Here is a 14,855-nt window from a genome sequence, read left to right as displayed (position 1 = left end):
GCAAGGCTTCGACAACGAGATCACGCCAGCACCGCCGAAGCCTTCGCCCACAGCTGCAACCGATCTGTCCGCCCATTGAGCCCGCTATTGATGCACCGAGTGATTGCCTCGAACTGGCCAGCGTCCGCCAACTCATTCAGGCCATTACACGACCAGAACCAGGAGGCAGACAGCGCGGCGTATGCCGGCTGCTCCAGCAATTCAGGTTTCGTCAGCAGGTCCAGGCTCAGCGCCGAGCCGTATGCCTGATAGTTGACCCAACCGGTGACCTGAATCAGTCCGCTGCCTCGATAGCGCCAGCCTCGCCCGTCACGGCCGTGTTTTGGCTTTTGATCTTCTTGCCCTCGAGAGGCTTCGTTCCGGTTCTGCGCAGCGGGCAAACCGGCATGGATGCCGGTTTAGCCGCGCTGGGGCCAAGGATGGCCCATCGCGGCGGGCCCTGTAGGAGCGAGCATGCTCCGGGCGGCGTTCCGACGAAAAACCTGAGAGCACCGCGGGGTGTCAGGCTCCCCGCGTCATCGTTGACCTCCATCGCGAGCAGGCTCGCTCCTACAGTTTGCTTGGAGTACACCTGCAGGAGATAGGTCGGCTATCAGGCCGCCTTCGCGAGCAAGCCCGCTCCCACAGTTTAATCGGAGTACATCTGCGGGAGACAGGTCGGCTGTCAGGCCGCCTTCGCGAGCAGGCTCGCTCCCACAGTAGATCGAGTACATCCAGCCGCCATCGCCGTCAAGCCAGCGCCTACAGAGGCATCACCGTCACAGCTTTTGCAGTTCCTGCGCAACGATGGCAACGGTCTCGGCGATTTGTTCGGGGGTGTGCAGGCACGAGACAAAGAAGCGCACGCGCGCAGCTTTTTCCGGTACAGCCGGGTGCAGGATTGGCTGGGCGTTGATCCCGCGTTTGGCCAGGGCGCCGGACAATTGGGTGGCCTTGAGCGAACTGCCGGTGATCACCGGAATGACCGCAAGCCCGGTACTGGTGCCAGTGTCCAGCCCCGCCTCGCGGGCCAGGGCGAGGAACTGTTGGCCCCGCGCCTGCAAGGTCGCCACGCGCTCGGCGTCATGGGCCATGCAGCGCACCGCAGCGAGTGCCGCCGCCGCCACCGAGGCCGGCATGCCGACGCTGTAGAGAAACCCCGGCGCCATGAACTTCAGGTGCTCGACCAGGGCCGACTCGCCGGCAATGTAGCCACCGCAACTGGCCAGGGTCTTGCTCAGGGTGCCCATCCAGATGTCGACGTCAGAACCCGCCAGGCCGAAGTGTTCGCGAATGCCTTTGCCGTTGGCCCCCATGACCCCCAGCGAGTGGGCCTCGTCGACCATCAGGAACACCTTGTGCTTGTTCTTCAGCTCGACGAAGCGCGGCAGGTCCGGGTAGTCGCCGTCCATGCTGTAGATGCCTTCGAGCACCACCAGCACCCGCTCGAAATGCTGACGCTGATCGCCCAGCAGACGGTCGAGGGCTTCGTAGTCGTTGTGGGCAAAACTCAAGCGGCGCGCGCCGGACAACTGGATGCCTTGCAGCACGCTGTTGTGGATAAGTTCGTCGTGGATCACCAGGTCCCGCGGGCCGAACAGGTAGCCGATGGTGGTGACGTTGGTGGCATGTCCACTGACAAAAGTCACCGCATCATCCACTTCGTACAGCCGGGCCAGTTCGGCCTCCAGCTCGCGATGGATCGGCCGGTCACCGGACACCAGGCGACTGGCCGATACCGACGTGCCGTAGTGATCAATGGCGGCCTTGGCCGCCTCGGCAACCAGCGGATGACCGGAGTAACCCAGGTAGTTGTAGCTGGCGAAGTTGACGAAGCGCTGGCCCTGGATCGTCGTTTCGGCGCCGGCCAGGCTTTCATGCAGCTTGAAGAACGGATTGGCCAGGCCAAAGCGCGCCGCGCCGTCATGCATGATCCGCAGTTGCTGGTAACCGGGATGCTGATCGAAGCGGTAGAACTGCTCCGGCACCGACCGCGCATTGCGGCTCACGTCCGCCAGCGAGGCCGGCGGTGCGCCGTCGCCGGTCTGCCGCAGGCGCCGTTCCAGGGCTTGCTGGATCAGCTTGTCTTTCATCGAAGCGCCAAGCCCTGGTGAACTTTTAGTGGTCATAGTCAATTGATCGAACGGGAGAGTTGGGAATCAGCGTCGCGCGCGCCCTGGCGGACCTGGGCCGGTTCAGCCTCGGACAGTTCGAGGCCATGACGTGCCAGTGTCAGCGCCTGCAGGTTGTCTTCGGCAACGGGCGCGGCCTCGGCATCCTGGCTGCCGCGCAGCAGTTCAAGAATGCGCACGGTCAATTTGGCAATGCTGGAGGTTTCGCTCAACTCCATCACCGGCAGGCGAATGCCGAAGCGCTCCTCGACCGCCACCACCAGTTCCACACTCATCAACGAGTCCAGCCCCAGTTCCTGCAGCGGTCGACTGCTGTCGAGCTTGCTGGTCGGCATGCGCAGGATCTCGCTGATTTCCTGCTTGAGCATCTCGGCAAACAGTTCGGTGAGTTCCTGGTCGTTCATCTCCAGCAACAGGCGCTGGATGTCATCGACGTTGCTCTCTTCCTCCTGATCGCCACTGTGCAGCCGCGCCAGTTCACTGAACTTGGGCGAACCGGCGGCCGGCAGGAAGCGCGACAGGGCTTTCCAGTCGAGTTCCAGCACACCCAGCCCGGAGCGCTGTTGCAGCAGCAGGCGTTCCAGGGTGTCGAGTGCCGCTTGCGACTGCAAGGCGGCGCCGCCCATGCGACTTTGCAGGGCGTCCTTGACGTCTTGGTTGCGCGCGAGGAAACCGGCATCGTCAATCGCCCCCCACAGCACGGCCGTGGCCGGCAACCCTTGCAGCAGGCGATGACGGGCCAGGGCTTCGAGCCAATGGTTGGCCGCCACGTAGTTGGCCTGCCCCGGGTTGCCGAACAGGGTGGTCGCCGAGGAGAACAGCACGAAGAAGTCCAGCGCCAGATGCGCGGTCAGTTCGTGCAGGTACTGCGCGCCCTTGGCCTTGGGTTCGAGCACCCGTTGCAATTGCGCCTGGGTCAGGTTGCGGATCAGCCCGTCTTCGAACACGGTGGCCGCATGCACCACGCCACGCAGCGGCGCCTTGGAGGCTTCGATGCTGGCCAGCACGCTACGCAACTGGGCGATGTCGGTGATGTCGCAGGCCAGCGCCTGGACCTCGATGCCCTGTTCGCGCCAGGCCGCCAGCGCCGGTTGCGCTTCTTCGGTAGCCGCGCCGCGACGGCCCAGCAATGCCAGGTGACGAGCGCCCTTGTCCACCAGCCATTGCGCGGTACGCAGGCCGAAACCGCTGAGCCCACCGGTCACCAGGTAGGTGCCGTCGGCCGCCAGCTGCACAGCATGCGCCTGTGCCAGAGGCGCGCGGAACACCTGCTGGATCGGCGTGCGGTAGGTGACGACGATCTTGCCGATCTGCCGCGCTTGCTGCATGTAGCGGAACGACTCGACCACATCGTTGGCGTCGAACTCACGGTACGGCAACGGGCTGAGGATGCCGTCGCGGAACAGCTGCATCATGTCGCCGAACAGACGGCGGGTCAGGTCCGGACGCTCGCTCATCAGCTGGTCGGCGTCGATGCCGAAGTAGCTGATGTTATTGCGGAACGGTCGCAGGCCGATCTTGGTGTTCTGGTAGAAGTCACGCTTGCCCAGTTCGAGGAAACGCCCGAATGGCTTGAGCACTTGCAGGTTGCGGTTGATCGCCTCGCCCGCCAGGGAATTGAGCACCACGTCGACGCCACGGCCAGCGGTGATCGCCAGGATCTCATCGGCAAACGCCAGCGAGCGTGAATCGAACACATGCTCGACCCCGAGCAAGCGCAGGAAGTCGCGTTTTTCGTCGCTGCCCGCGGTGGCGTAGATCTCGGCGCCGCACCATTTGGCGATCTGGATCGCGGCGATGCCGACACCGCCTGCGGCGCCGTGGATGAGGATTTTTTCGCCCGGTTCCAGGCGCGCCAGGTGGTGCAGCGCGTAGTACACGGTAAAGAATGTGCTCGGGATGGTCGCCGCCGCCTCGAAGGACATGCCCTCGGGGATCCGCGCCACCGCATTGGCATTGGTGATCAGGCGATTAGCGAAGCTCGACGGGCCAAAGCCGACGACCCGGTCACCCGGCTGGAAGTCACCTTGCACCTGCGCACCCTTGCCGCGCACCACACCGGCGAATTCAAAACCCAGGGTCGGGCCGGAGAAGCCGTTCTCGATGGCTTCGTCCGACAACAGGCCGAGGGCATACATGACGTCGCGGAAGTTGAGGCCGGTGGCCTGGACCTCGATGTCCAGCTCGTCGCTCGCCGGCACCAACGGCTCGTGGGCTTCCCAGCGCAAGTTGCGCAACTGGCCCGGCAGTTCGAAGCCAAGGCTGACCTGGGTCGCGGTTTGTTGATCGGTGCTGACATCCAGCTGATCGGGGCGCACGCGCAAGCGGGCCACGTAACGATCACCCTCGGCACTGATGGCCAATTCGGTTTCGTCATCGGCATGGAGCAAGGCTGGCAGCAACGCTTCGACCCCGGCCCCCTCGGCCAGGTCCAGCAGGCGCACGCGGCAACCCACGGCTTCGTTGGCCAGGGTGCGACCAAAGCCCCACAACGCCGCATCGGCGAGGGATGCCAGGTCACCTGCGACCTGTGCAGCGGCCGGCAGCAAATGCACCGCCGCACCACGGGTCAGCACCCAGCAATCGGGGCTGATGCCCGCCTGCTCGCACGCCTGGGTCAGTGCCGCGGCCAGCATGCAGCGCCGCGCCTGGTCGTCCAGGCCGTGGCTCCCGAACAGGCCGCTGAGCAACAGCAGGTGCTGCGGCGCCGACGTGGCGCGCAGTTGCTCGGCCATGTCCTCGGCCGATGCCGGCGCCAGCCAGTCAACGCTTTGCCCCTGCTCGCGCAGGGCGGCGGCCAATTGTTGGGCGAAGGCTTGTTCCGCGCCCTGCTCATCGGCCACCAGCAACCAGCGCTGGGCCGGCAGTGGCTGCCGCTCGAAGGCCGCCGCCGCTTCGGCCGCGCCCACCAGCACGTAGCTGCCGCTGGACATGGCCGGGCTCAATTCCAGTGCATCGCCAACGCTCAGGCCGTGACGGCGCAGTTCTTGTTGCCAGAAGCCCGGGCGCTGCTGCACCGACAGGCTGTCCTGGCCCTGCCCGGCCAGCCACCACGAAGGTTGCGCGCCGAACACGAAATCCGCCCAACGGGCCGGGTGCTGCGCCAACAGCATCAGCTGGCCACCGGCCAACAACCGCGCCGCGCCATGGCGCAGGCCTGCGCTGATGGCTTGCAACGGCGCCAGGTCGCTGGCGACCAGCACCAGGTCAAAACCCTGGGCGGGCACGGCCGGCAGTTGGGCGGCGTCGCCCAGGCTGAGCAGGCGCAGGTCCGGGAAGTCGGCTTGCAGCAAGCTGGCCGGGTCCAGGTCGTCGGCGCTGTACTGGTAGTCGACACGGTCGAAGTCCAGCTGCGCACAGAGTTGCGCGGCGAAAGGCGCGCCACCGAAGCCGAGCTCGAGGATGCGCAGGCGCTGGCCTGCCGGCAGCACGGCCAGGCGTTGTTCGATGTGGCCTTTGATCGCGTCCAGCAAGGCGTGATAGCCGCTGGCCCCCAGCACTTGGCGGGCCAACTGCGCCGGCGAAGTTTCACGGGGCAGCAGCGTTTCGATCTGTACCGCACCGCTGAGCAGGTCCAGCAGGTGGATGCCGATACGGCCCACCGAGTGAATGATCTGGAAGTGTTCGGGATAACTGCGGAACAGTTCCTGCCAGATGTCCTGGGCACTTGGCCGCTCGCCCTGATCGGCCAGCTGCCAGGCGTCGCCGCTGGCAATCAGGCTGCCGTCGTCCAGCGCCTGCTGCAGCAGATGCTCCAGGTAGCCCGAGAAGCCTTGCGCCTCGGCCTGCCACGTCGCCCGTTGCGCGGCGCTGAGGCGGCCGCCGAGGGACTCGATGGCCTCCAGCACGAAGCTGGCGCACAGGCTGTCCAGCAGTGGATCGACTTCCTGGCTGTAACGCACCAGGGTCGGTTCATCGCTCACCGACGCCAGGCTTTGCGCCAGCGCGCTGTGCAATAGCGCGCCCGGTAGTGGCAACGCACGGGCGGCCAGGGGATAGGGTTTGGCGATACCGGCGAAATCCACCAGTTTCAGATCGCCGCTGCGATCCTTGTGCAACTTGACGGCACGGAAACGCGCGTCCTTGATGCACACCACGGCGCGCCCCTGGGCGTCGTACAGGGTGAAGTCGGCCAGCAGCGAGTGTTCCGAACGACGCACCAGGCGCACCTTGGCCAGGCACGGTGGCAGGCTGCCCGCGGCGAAGTTGATGCGCCCCAGTTTCACCGGGATGAACGCCAGCCCGTTGCGCGCCTTCGGATCGCTGCTGAGCAACTGGGTGATCAGCTGGAACGCACTGTCCAGGAGCGCCGGATGCAGGTGCAAGGCCGTAAGTTCCGAAGCAATCACGCTCGGGGCGGTGAGCTGCGCCAGCACCTGGTCACCGTCGATCCAGCCGGCTTCGATGGCCTGATAGGCCGGGCCGTAATTCAGGCCAACCGCAGATGTCAATTGCAAATGTTCTGCACGGGTGAAATCCGCGGCGCGGGTTGGCAGCGCTGGCGCCGGTTCGTTGAGCAGCACGCCACGGGCCTCGCCCGGCAGGCGGGCGACCACGTGGCGGGCCCAGGGTTCTTCCTGGGAGGTGCTGCGCGAAACGATCGACACCGTGCCATCGCTGCTGTCGATCTGCACGCGCACGCGCTTGCTCGATTCGGCGTGCAGCACCAGCGGGCTGTGAATCTCAAGCTCTTCGATGTCGACGAACTCACCCGGCTGGTAGCACTGCGCTGCCGCCAGCACCAGCTCAGTGAAACCGGCGCCGGGGAACAGCACGGCGTCGCCGACCTTGTGGTCTTCCAGGGACGGGAACAGTTGCGTGTCCAGGCGATTGTCCCAAGTCAGCTCGTGGCCGGGTACCGCATGGCCCAGCAGCGGATGCACCCGATCGTGGTACAGCGTGCGCGCCGACTCCGGCGTGTCGCCGTGCCAGTGCCGCTCGCGCTGCCACGCATAGTTGGGCAAGCGCACGAAGCGGCCGGTGCTCGGAAACAGGCACGCCAGGTCGGTATCGACGCCACTGATCAGCACCTTGGCCACCGCTCGGGTGACCATTTGCGCTGCGTCGTCATGGCGCTTGAGCGTGGCGATCACCACGCCCTGTTGCTCGCGTGCCGCCAGGGCATCGGTGACGTAGCTGCGCAGGATCGGGTGCGGACCGACTTCGACAAAGACGTTGTAGCCCTGCTCGCACAGGGTCTCGCTGGCGGATTGGAACAGCACCGGGAAACGGATGTTCTGCCACCAGTACTCGGCGTCCAGGCGTTCGCCATCGAGCAAGCGACCGGTGACCGTGGAATACATCGGGATGCGGCTGGCGCGCGGCGCGATGTCGCGCAATGCCTCGACCACCTGTTCGGCGATGACGTTCATGGCCGGCGAATGGAAGGCGTAGTCCAGGCCTAGGCGGCGGACGAACACCTGGCGCTCGGTCAGCGCCTGTTCCAGACGCTCAAGACCGGCCACGGAACCGGCCACGGTGGCACCCTTGAAGCTGTTTTCGCCGGCCACGACCACATCATTCAGGCCCAGCTCCAGCAACAGGTTTTCGGTGTCACTGCCCGACAGGCCCACGGCGGACATCTGCCCGGAACCGGCGGTCAGGCCCTGCAGCCGACTGCGGTGGTAGATCACGCGCGTCGCATCGACCAGGCGCAGGGCGCCACACGCCCAGGCGGCCGCCACTTCACCAACGCTGTGGCCCATCACCACCTGCGGCACCACGCCCTGGCTGGCCAGCATGCGGGTCACGCCCACTTGCAGCGCGAATAGCGCCGGCTGGGCCAGCTCGGTCAGGTGATAACGCTCCTGGCCGTACTCGCCCGCCAGTTCTTTGATCAGCGAATAGCCGGCCAGTGGCTGGAACAGGCTATCGACTTCAGTCACCGCGGCATGGAACACGGCATCGGCGAGCAGCGCCTTGCCCATGCCCTGCCACTGCGAGCCATTGCCGGAGTACACGAACACCGGGCCCTTGGCGTGATCCAGCGCGCGACCGCTTTCGACCACCGAGCTCAGGGCCGAGACGGCCGGGTCCAGCGCGAAATCCAGCAGCGCCTGGGCGCTTTGCTGTTGATCGGCCTCGAACACCACCACGCGCTGCGGATGCAGGTCGCGACGCATCATTGCCTGGTACGCCACGTCATACAGGCCGGTTGCCGGGTGGTCGCCCAGGTGCTGCGCGATGCTTTCGGCCATTGCCGCCAACCCGGCGCTGTCCTTGGCGGTGACCATCAACGGCACCGGGCCTGCCTGGACAACCGGCGGTACAGCCTGCGGCGTGTGGCTTTGCAGGATGACGTGGGCGTTGGCGCCGCCGAAACCGAACGAGTTGACCCCCACCACCAGCGTGCCGCTCGGCTTGAGGGCGTGGTTGCGGGTGGCGACGTTGAGGTTGAGGTCGGCGAACGGAATACGCGGGTTGAGGTTCTTGATGCCGATGGTGGCCGGCACCTGGCGCTCGGTGACGCAGTACAGCGCCTTCATCAACCCGGCCACGCCGGACGCGGCCTCCAGGTGACCGATGTTGCTCTTGACCGAGCCGATCAACAACGGCTTGTCCGCCCCGCGTACCTGGCCCAGTGCCAGGCCGATGGCCCGGCTTTCGATGGGATCGCCCACCGGTGTACCCGTGCCGTGGGCTTCCAGGTAATCGATGTCGGCCGGCGAGATCCCGGCGCTGGCGTAGGCCTGGGTCATCAACGCCGCCTGCGCATCGGCGCTGGGCACTGTCAGCCCGGACTTGCGCCCGTCGGTATTGACCGCACTGCCGGCGACGACGGCGAGGATCTGGTTGCCATCGGCCACCGCCTTGTCGTAATCCTTGAGGTAAAACAGCCCTGCCCCTTCGGAGCGCACATAACCGTCGCCGGCTTCGTCGAAGACGTTGCAGCGCCCTTTGCGCGACAGCATCGAGGCCTTGGAGAAGATCAGGAAGCCGAACGGGTGCAGGTGCAGGCTGATACCGCCGGCCAGTGCCTGGTCGATATCGCCGCTTTGAATGGCCTGGCAGGCCTGGTGGAACGCCACCAGCGACGAGGAACAAGCGGTATCGACCGCCATGCTCGGGCCGTGCAGGTCATAAAAGTACGACAGGCGATTGGCCGCGATGCTGAAGGTGTTGCCCGTGGCCGTCGAGGCATCCACCAGCGACAGGTCATGGGACAGGCGATACGCATAGTCGGTGGTGGCAATGCCCAGGTACACCCCGCAATTGCTGCCGCGCACGCTCGACGGTTTTACCCCGGCGTTCTCGAACACTTCCCATCCCAATTCCAGCAACAGGCGCTGCTGGGGGTCCATGATCGCCGCTTCGCGGGGAGAAATGCTGAAGAAGCCCGCATCGAAGGTGGAAATGTCACCCAGCGTGCCAGCCGCCATGGTGTAGGCCGTGCCAGGGTTAGCCTTGTCGGGGTGGAAAAACGCATCGCGGGACCAGCGGGACGGGTCGACCTGCGTGATGAAGTCGTGCCCTTCCAGCAGGTTCTGCCAAAAAGTTGCGGAAGTGGAGCCGGGAAAACGGAACGAAGCCCCAATAATTGCAACTTTTTTACGCATGACTTTCTCCACCTTTTTATATTCTCAACGGTAACGCCATCACTTCGTGCGATGGGTGCGCTGAACGCCATCATGGGTTCAACATAACGTTGAGAAACTTGCTGAATTCCGTTGGGTAGTGACTCTGTATTTATTATTAGGAGTACTTTTCTGCCCGGCATCGACTCCAGTGCCCTTCAAGGGTTGACCACTGATAGCGCCCGGCGCCGGGGGCGCAAAATCATACGCTGAGCGCCCCCCGAGGGAAACCCTTACAAACCGTTACAGTACAACCCATCGTCGCATTTACCGCCTTGATCCACGGCTGGCGCCCGGCAAAAAAATAAATTCAATAAAGCCGCTGCACGGCCGACACCCTGTCAAAGCCTTGCGGATTAAATAAGCCATGCGTAATAACCAGCCCAATACACAACGCGAACGGACCTTCCCGGCTCAGCAACGGTTGATTTCCACCACGGATGCCAAGGGCATGATCACCTACTGCAACGACGCTTTCGTCGAAATCAGCGGGTTTTCGCGTGAGGAACTGATCCGGGCGCCACATAACCTGGTGCGCCACCCCGACGTACCTGCAGCGGTCTTCGCGCACCTGTGGGGCACACTCAAACAAGGCTTGCCATGGATGGGTATTGTCAAGAATCGCTGCAAGAGCGGTGACCACTACTGGGTTAACGCCTATGTCACGCCGATCTTCGAAGGCAATCAGGTCATCGGTTACGAGTCGGTGCGAGTCAAACCCACCGCCGAACAGATTCGCCGTGCCGAAGCGCTCTATCAACGCATCAACCAGGGCAAGTCGGCCATTCCTTCGACCGATAAATGGTTGCCGGTCCTGCAGGACTGGCTGCCGTTCATTCTGGTCAGCCAACTAAGCTTCATGATCGGCGCTACGCTCAACTCCCAGTGGGGCTTTGCCCTGGCGGCCGCTCTTTCGGTGCCGCTGGGCCTGCTGGGCCTGAGCTGGCAGCAACGCGGCATCAAGCGCTTGCTGCGCCTGGCCGAGCAGACCACGTCCGACCCGCTGATCGCGCAGATGTACACCGACAGCCGCGGCGCCCAGGCACGCCTGGAAATGTCGATCCTCAGCCAGGAAGCACGCCTGAGAACCTGCCTGACCCGCCTGCAGGACACCGCCGAGCACCTGACCGACCAGGCGAAGCAATCCGACGCCCTGGCGCACAACAGCTCCAGCGGCCTGGAACGCCAACGCGTCGAAACCGAACAGGTGGCCACCGCCGTCAACCAGATGGCCGCCACCACCCAGGAAGTCGCCAGCCACGTGCAGCGCACCGCCGACGCCACCCAGCAAGCCAACCGCCTGACCGGCCGCGGCCGCGACATCGCCGGGGAAACCCGCGAAGCCATTCAGCGCCTGTCGGTGGTAGTGGGCGAGACCGGCCTGACCGTGACTCAACTGGCCAAGGACAGCAACGAAATCGGCGGCGTAGTCGACGTGATCAAAGGCATCGCCGACCAGACCAACCTGCTGGCGCTGAACGCCGCCATCGAAGCGGCGCGTGCCGGCGAGATGGGTCGTGGTTTTGCGGTAGTGGCCGACGAAGTTCGCCAACTGGCCCAACGCACCAGCGAATCCACCGGGCAGATCCACGCCCTGATCGCCAAGCTCCAGCAAACCGCCGGCACCGCGGTGCAGACCATGGAAGCCGGGCATCGCCAGGCCGAAGAAGGTGTGGCACGGGTGCTGGAAGCGGATCAGGCCCTGGTGGGGATCAGTGAGGCGGTGGCCAACATCACCGACATGACCACCCAGATCGCTGCCGCAACCGAAGAGCAAAGCGCCGTGGCCGAAGAAATCAGCCGCAATATCAGCAACATCTCGGCACTGGCGGACCAGACCTCGGAACAGGCGCAGAACTCGGCGTTGCTGAGTGAAGAGTTGACCAAGACCGCGAATACCCAGTATTCGTTGGTGGAGCGGTTTAACCGCTGATTGTTGCTGGAATAACAAGACCCGGATAGCGAAAGCTTCCGGGTTTTTTATTTCCACCGGGAGAATGACGGCACTCGGTAGGAATGCATTCCAAATGTGGGAGCGAGCCTGCTCGCGATGAGGCCATGATTGCTGGCGACGATATCCAGACTACACGTCTATAAGCCCCTGCCTACAATTGCGCCAGAAGCCGCCGACTTGTCCGCCTCGAAGCCAGGTTCTATTGTTTGCCGGTAAAAACTTAATCACATAAGCTGGTCAGTATGAATACACACCCTTCGGAGGCTCCGATGGCCACCACCAAAAAGGACAAACCCAACAAAAAGGCTGTCCGTGATGAACTGACATTCCTTGATGTTCGGCAAGCCGCGCGTGATGGGCAGAAAGCGTTCGATAAATTTGTGATCACTGGCAGGCTACCTATTACAAAGTAGGCCTGGATGCCAGCCGTCAAAATCTCTGCGCTTTTCGAACAAATACGAAACTGGCAGAACTTCGCCGCACACTTTTACAACTACAAAGTGTGCGGCGAACTGCCTGCAATTTTCGGGCGGGACGAACGGCTCGATCTGAGCGACATGCATCACATCCACCTGGCGAGCACTCAAGCGATTCAAACGCGATGGGCGAAAATCGACCGCCAGTATTACCGCACAGCATTGGTCAACGACCCTGACAATGATTTCTGGCTGATCTATGCCTATGACGCCTTCCGGGACGAGTACCTTTTGCTTACAGTCACCGGCCCGGACGCCCACAACCGAAATGAATGGGGTTCATTTCTGCGTTCGGTGCATTATGAGATTGTTGAGCCTTGGGTGATGGGGAAAATCAATTTTCCTGATCTGGACGACCTTTTGATTTGAAGAGGTCGTCACTACCGCACGTTGGTGGAGCGGTTTAATCGCTGACCTGTGTCTCGCCTTCTCCTGATCGTTCCCATGCGCAGCAAAGGAATGCAGCCCGGGATGCTCTGCGTCCCAGTCGCGCCTCAGTTTGTAGCGGTGCACGTCAATACCAGCGCTGAATCTCGATCAACCCTTCCATCCCCGCGTAGTTCCTGGCGCTCGAATAGCGCCAGTGCTCCGGCAAATCCACATATCCACGTTTCACCGGGTTGTTGTGGATGTAATCGAGTTTCTGGCGCATCACCGATTCGCTGTAAACCATTTCCGCATGCGAACCTTCCTGCCACAGCTGATAAACCCGATCCTGCTTGTGCGCCCGTTTGCTGAAGCGCAGCCGCTGTAAGGCTCTATCCGCACCTTTGCTTTGCAGGTCATTGATGATCTGTCTTGCGGTGAAGGATTTGAACTGGTTCAGGCACTTGCTCAGGTCAGGTGCTTGGGCAACGAAGTGCAAATGGTTTTCGAGGATCACGTAACCGAACAGCTGCAGACTGTGGTGGGTTTGCTGATAGCGCCAACAGTCCAGCAGGTGGTCGACGATGTAGGGGCGGATGAACAGCGGGAGCCATTCCATGAGAGTACAGGTGAGGAAGTGGGGTTTGTCAGGCTCGGTGATGGAGTAACGGCTTCGGCCCATGGGATTCGTCCTTGAATCTTGCAGCGCGATGGAAATGGAACGCGGAGCGTCCCTGGCGGCATTCCCACGCAGAGCGTGGGAACGATCAGGCTGCGGGGTGGCGAGGCGGTGGAGCAAGTGGCTGAGAGCGATAGAGCAGGTAGGAAATGTCTGCAGATGGGTCTGGTAGTCACTGATCGTTCCCACGCTCTGCGTGGGAATGCAGCCCGTGACGCTCTGCGTCACAGCGGGGTCTGGCATTGCGCGGGCGGTGATGCCGGAACGCGGAACGTCCCTTGAGGCGTTCCCACGCAGCGCGAGAGTGTCAGATTTTTTGTGTGCGGGCCGGTAACAGCCTGCCGTAAGGCAGGCCTTCATTTCACCAAGTTGGCCTGATGAATCGATCTCCGTACAAAACCGCGAACTGATTCATTGCGTTCTTCCAGTCATGGGCCGGACTGCCCCAATTGGCGGTGATATTTTGCAGTGCCAGCCAGATCAGCTTTGTCGCCGCATCATCGGTTGGAAAATGTCCTCTTGTCTTGATGATCTTGCGCAACTGAGCATTGATGCTCTCGATGGCGTTGGTGGTGTAGATCACTTTTCGTATGGCTGGCAGGAAGATGAAAAACGGGATGACTCGGTCCCAGGCACGCCTCCAGGCAGCAGCCACCGTTGGATATTGTTTACCCCAAGGTCCAGATTCGAAGGCATCTAAAGCCTGCTCGGCAACTTCAGCGTTGAGTGCTTGATAAATCGGCTTCAGGGCTTTGGCCAGTTCGCGACGTTTATCCCAGGCCGCGTAATCAAGGCTGTTACGGATCAAGTGGACGATGCAGGTCTGCAGCGTCGTCTGAGGGAACACCGCACTCAAGGCTTCTGGCATGCCTTTGAGTCCGTCAGTGACAGCGATCAAAACGTCTTCGACGCCTCGAGTCTTGAGGTCATTGAAAACCTTCATCCAGAACTTGGCACCCTCGGTCGTTTCAATCCAGATGCCCAGAATATCTCGTGTACCGTCCGGCAATACGCCCAGGGCTAAGTAAATGGCCTTGTTGCGAACCACCCCCTCGTCACGGATTTTGACCCGCAGAGCATCGAAGAAAATGACTGGGTACATGGGTTCAAGTGGTCGCTGCTGCCAAGCACTGACCTCTTCCAGAACTGCATCGGTGACTGAGCTGATGAAGTCATGGGAGACATCTGTGCCGTATTGCTCCGATAGAAATGCACGAATCTCGCGCACGCTCATGCCGCGTGCATACATGGCAATAATCTTGTCATCGAAGCCGGTAAAGCGGCGCTCGTGCTTGGGGATCAGAATCGGAGCAAAGCTGCCATCGCGGTCTCTGGGGATGTCCAGGCGAAGCGGGCCGTCATCGGTCAGCACGGTCTTGCCGCTCTTACCATTACGCTGGTTGCTCGACTCCTCAGGGCGCTGCGCGCCCTGAGGGTAGCCAAGGTGGTGGCCGAGTTCGGCTCCCAAGGCTCGTTCAATCAGCGCCTTTTTGAACGCCATCGAAGCGTCCTGAATGGCTTCGGCACTCATCGGACCGTTCACGAACTGGTCGATCAGCTCTTTTGGAATGGATGGAAGGTCACGCTGGGCCTCGCGGGCCGGTTTCTTTTTGGTCGGCATACATGCACCTCTTCAACATGTTATGCCCGAACACAAAATTTATGACAGTCCCCGCAGCGCGGGAACGATCAATG

General features: G+C 62.5%; 8 protein-coding genes. 3 read left to right on the top strand and 5 right to left on the bottom strand.

From position 1 onward, the window contains the following. Positions 1 to 20: 20 nt before the first annotated feature. From ACA058_RS08795 to ACA058_RS08785, 3 genes are all read right to left on the bottom strand, one after another. Positions 21 to 380: a glycoside hydrolase family 19 protein gene (locus ACA058_RS08795; protein WP_497638728.1), complete on the bottom strand. Its 360-nt coding sequence runs from the start codon at positions 378 to 380 to the stop codon at positions 21 to 23. A gap of 378 nt (positions 381 to 758) precedes the next feature. After that, positions 759 to 2,108: an aminotransferase class I/II-fold pyridoxal phosphate-dependent enzyme gene (locus tag ACA058_RS08790; protein ID WP_497638727.1), complete on the bottom strand. Its 1,350-nt coding sequence runs from the start codon at positions 2,106 to 2,108 to the stop codon at positions 759 to 761. Positions 2,109 to 2,110: 2 nt separating this feature from the next. Further along, entirely contained in the window at positions 2,111 to 9,667 is a 7,557-nt protein-coding gene (locus ACA058_RS08785; protein ID WP_497638726.1) for an SDR family NAD(P)-dependent oxidoreductase, read from the bottom strand. Positions 9,668 to 10,052: 385 nt separating this feature from the next. On the opposite strand from ACA058_RS08785, the gene ACA058_RS08780 reads away from it, so the two are divergent. From ACA058_RS08780 to ACA058_RS08770, 3 genes are all read left to right on the top strand, one after another. Next, positions 10,053 to 11,618, top strand: a complete 1,566-nt coding sequence (locus ACA058_RS08780; RefSeq protein ID WP_497638725.1) for a methyl-accepting chemotaxis protein — start codon at positions 10,053 to 10,055, stop codon at positions 11,616 to 11,618. 290 nt (positions 11,619 to 11,908) lie between these two features. Beyond that, positions 11,909 to 12,052 (top strand): hypothetical protein, encoded by a 144-nt coding sequence (locus ACA058_RS08775; protein WP_497638724.1) that lies wholly within the window; start codon positions 11,909 to 11,911, stop codon positions 12,050 to 12,052. 6 nt (positions 12,053 to 12,058) lie between these two features. Beyond that, entirely contained in the window at positions 12,059 to 12,484 is a 426-nt protein-coding gene (locus tag ACA058_RS08770; protein WP_497638723.1) for a type II toxin-antitoxin system YafO family toxin, read from the top strand. Positions 12,485 to 12,629: 145 nt separating this feature from the next. Here the strand turns inward: ACA058_RS08770 and ACA058_RS08765 are convergent, their stop codons facing one another. Then, complete coding sequence (locus ACA058_RS08765; RefSeq protein ID WP_497638722.1) at positions 12,630 to 13,163, bottom strand: REP-associated tyrosine transposase; 534 nt, start codon at positions 13,161 to 13,163, stop codon at positions 12,630 to 12,632. Between the two features lie 358 nt (positions 13,164 to 13,521). Next, complete coding sequence (locus ACA058_RS08760) at positions 13,522 to 14,781, bottom strand: IS256 family transposase (protein WP_497638721.1); 1,260 nt, start codon at positions 14,779 to 14,781, stop codon at positions 13,522 to 13,524. Positions 14,782 to 14,855 lie beyond the last annotated feature (74 nt).

The sequence above is a fragment of the Pseudomonas sp. LBUM1649 genome, assembly GCF_059716155.1.
The sequence above is the reverse complement of the archived record's forward strand: the minus strand, read 5'-3'. Positions and strand labels throughout refer to the sequence as shown.

What these genes read in the sequence shown, in the direction of transcription:
- ACA058_RS08790 (WP_497638727.1), bottom strand. Translation starts at nt 2,108, where the DNA reads ATGACCACTAAAAGTTCACCAGGGCTTGGCGCTTCGATGAAAGACAAG.
- ACA058_RS08780 (WP_497638725.1), top strand. Translation starts at nt 10,053, where the DNA reads ATGCGTAATAACCAGCCCAATACACAACGCGAACGGACCTTCCCGGCT.
- ACA058_RS08775 (WP_497638724.1), top strand. Translation starts at nt 11,909, where the DNA reads ATGGCCACCACCAAAAAGGACAAACCCAACAAAAAGGCTGTCCGTGAT.
- ACA058_RS08765 (WP_497638722.1), bottom strand. Translation starts at nt 13,163, where the DNA reads ATGGGCCGAAGCCGTTACTCCATCACCGAGCCTGACAAACCCCACTTC.
- ACA058_RS08785 (WP_497638726.1), bottom strand. Translation starts at nt 9,667, where the DNA reads ATGCGTAAAAAAGTTGCAATTATTGGGGCTTCGTTCCGTTTTCCCGGC.
- ACA058_RS08760 (WP_497638721.1), bottom strand. Translation starts at nt 14,781, where the DNA reads ATGCCGACCAAAAAGAAACCGGCCCGCGAGGCCCAGCGTGACCTTCCA.
- ACA058_RS08770 (WP_497638723.1), top strand. Translation starts at nt 12,059, where the DNA reads ATGCCAGCCGTCAAAATCTCTGCGCTTTTCGAACAAATACGAAACTGG.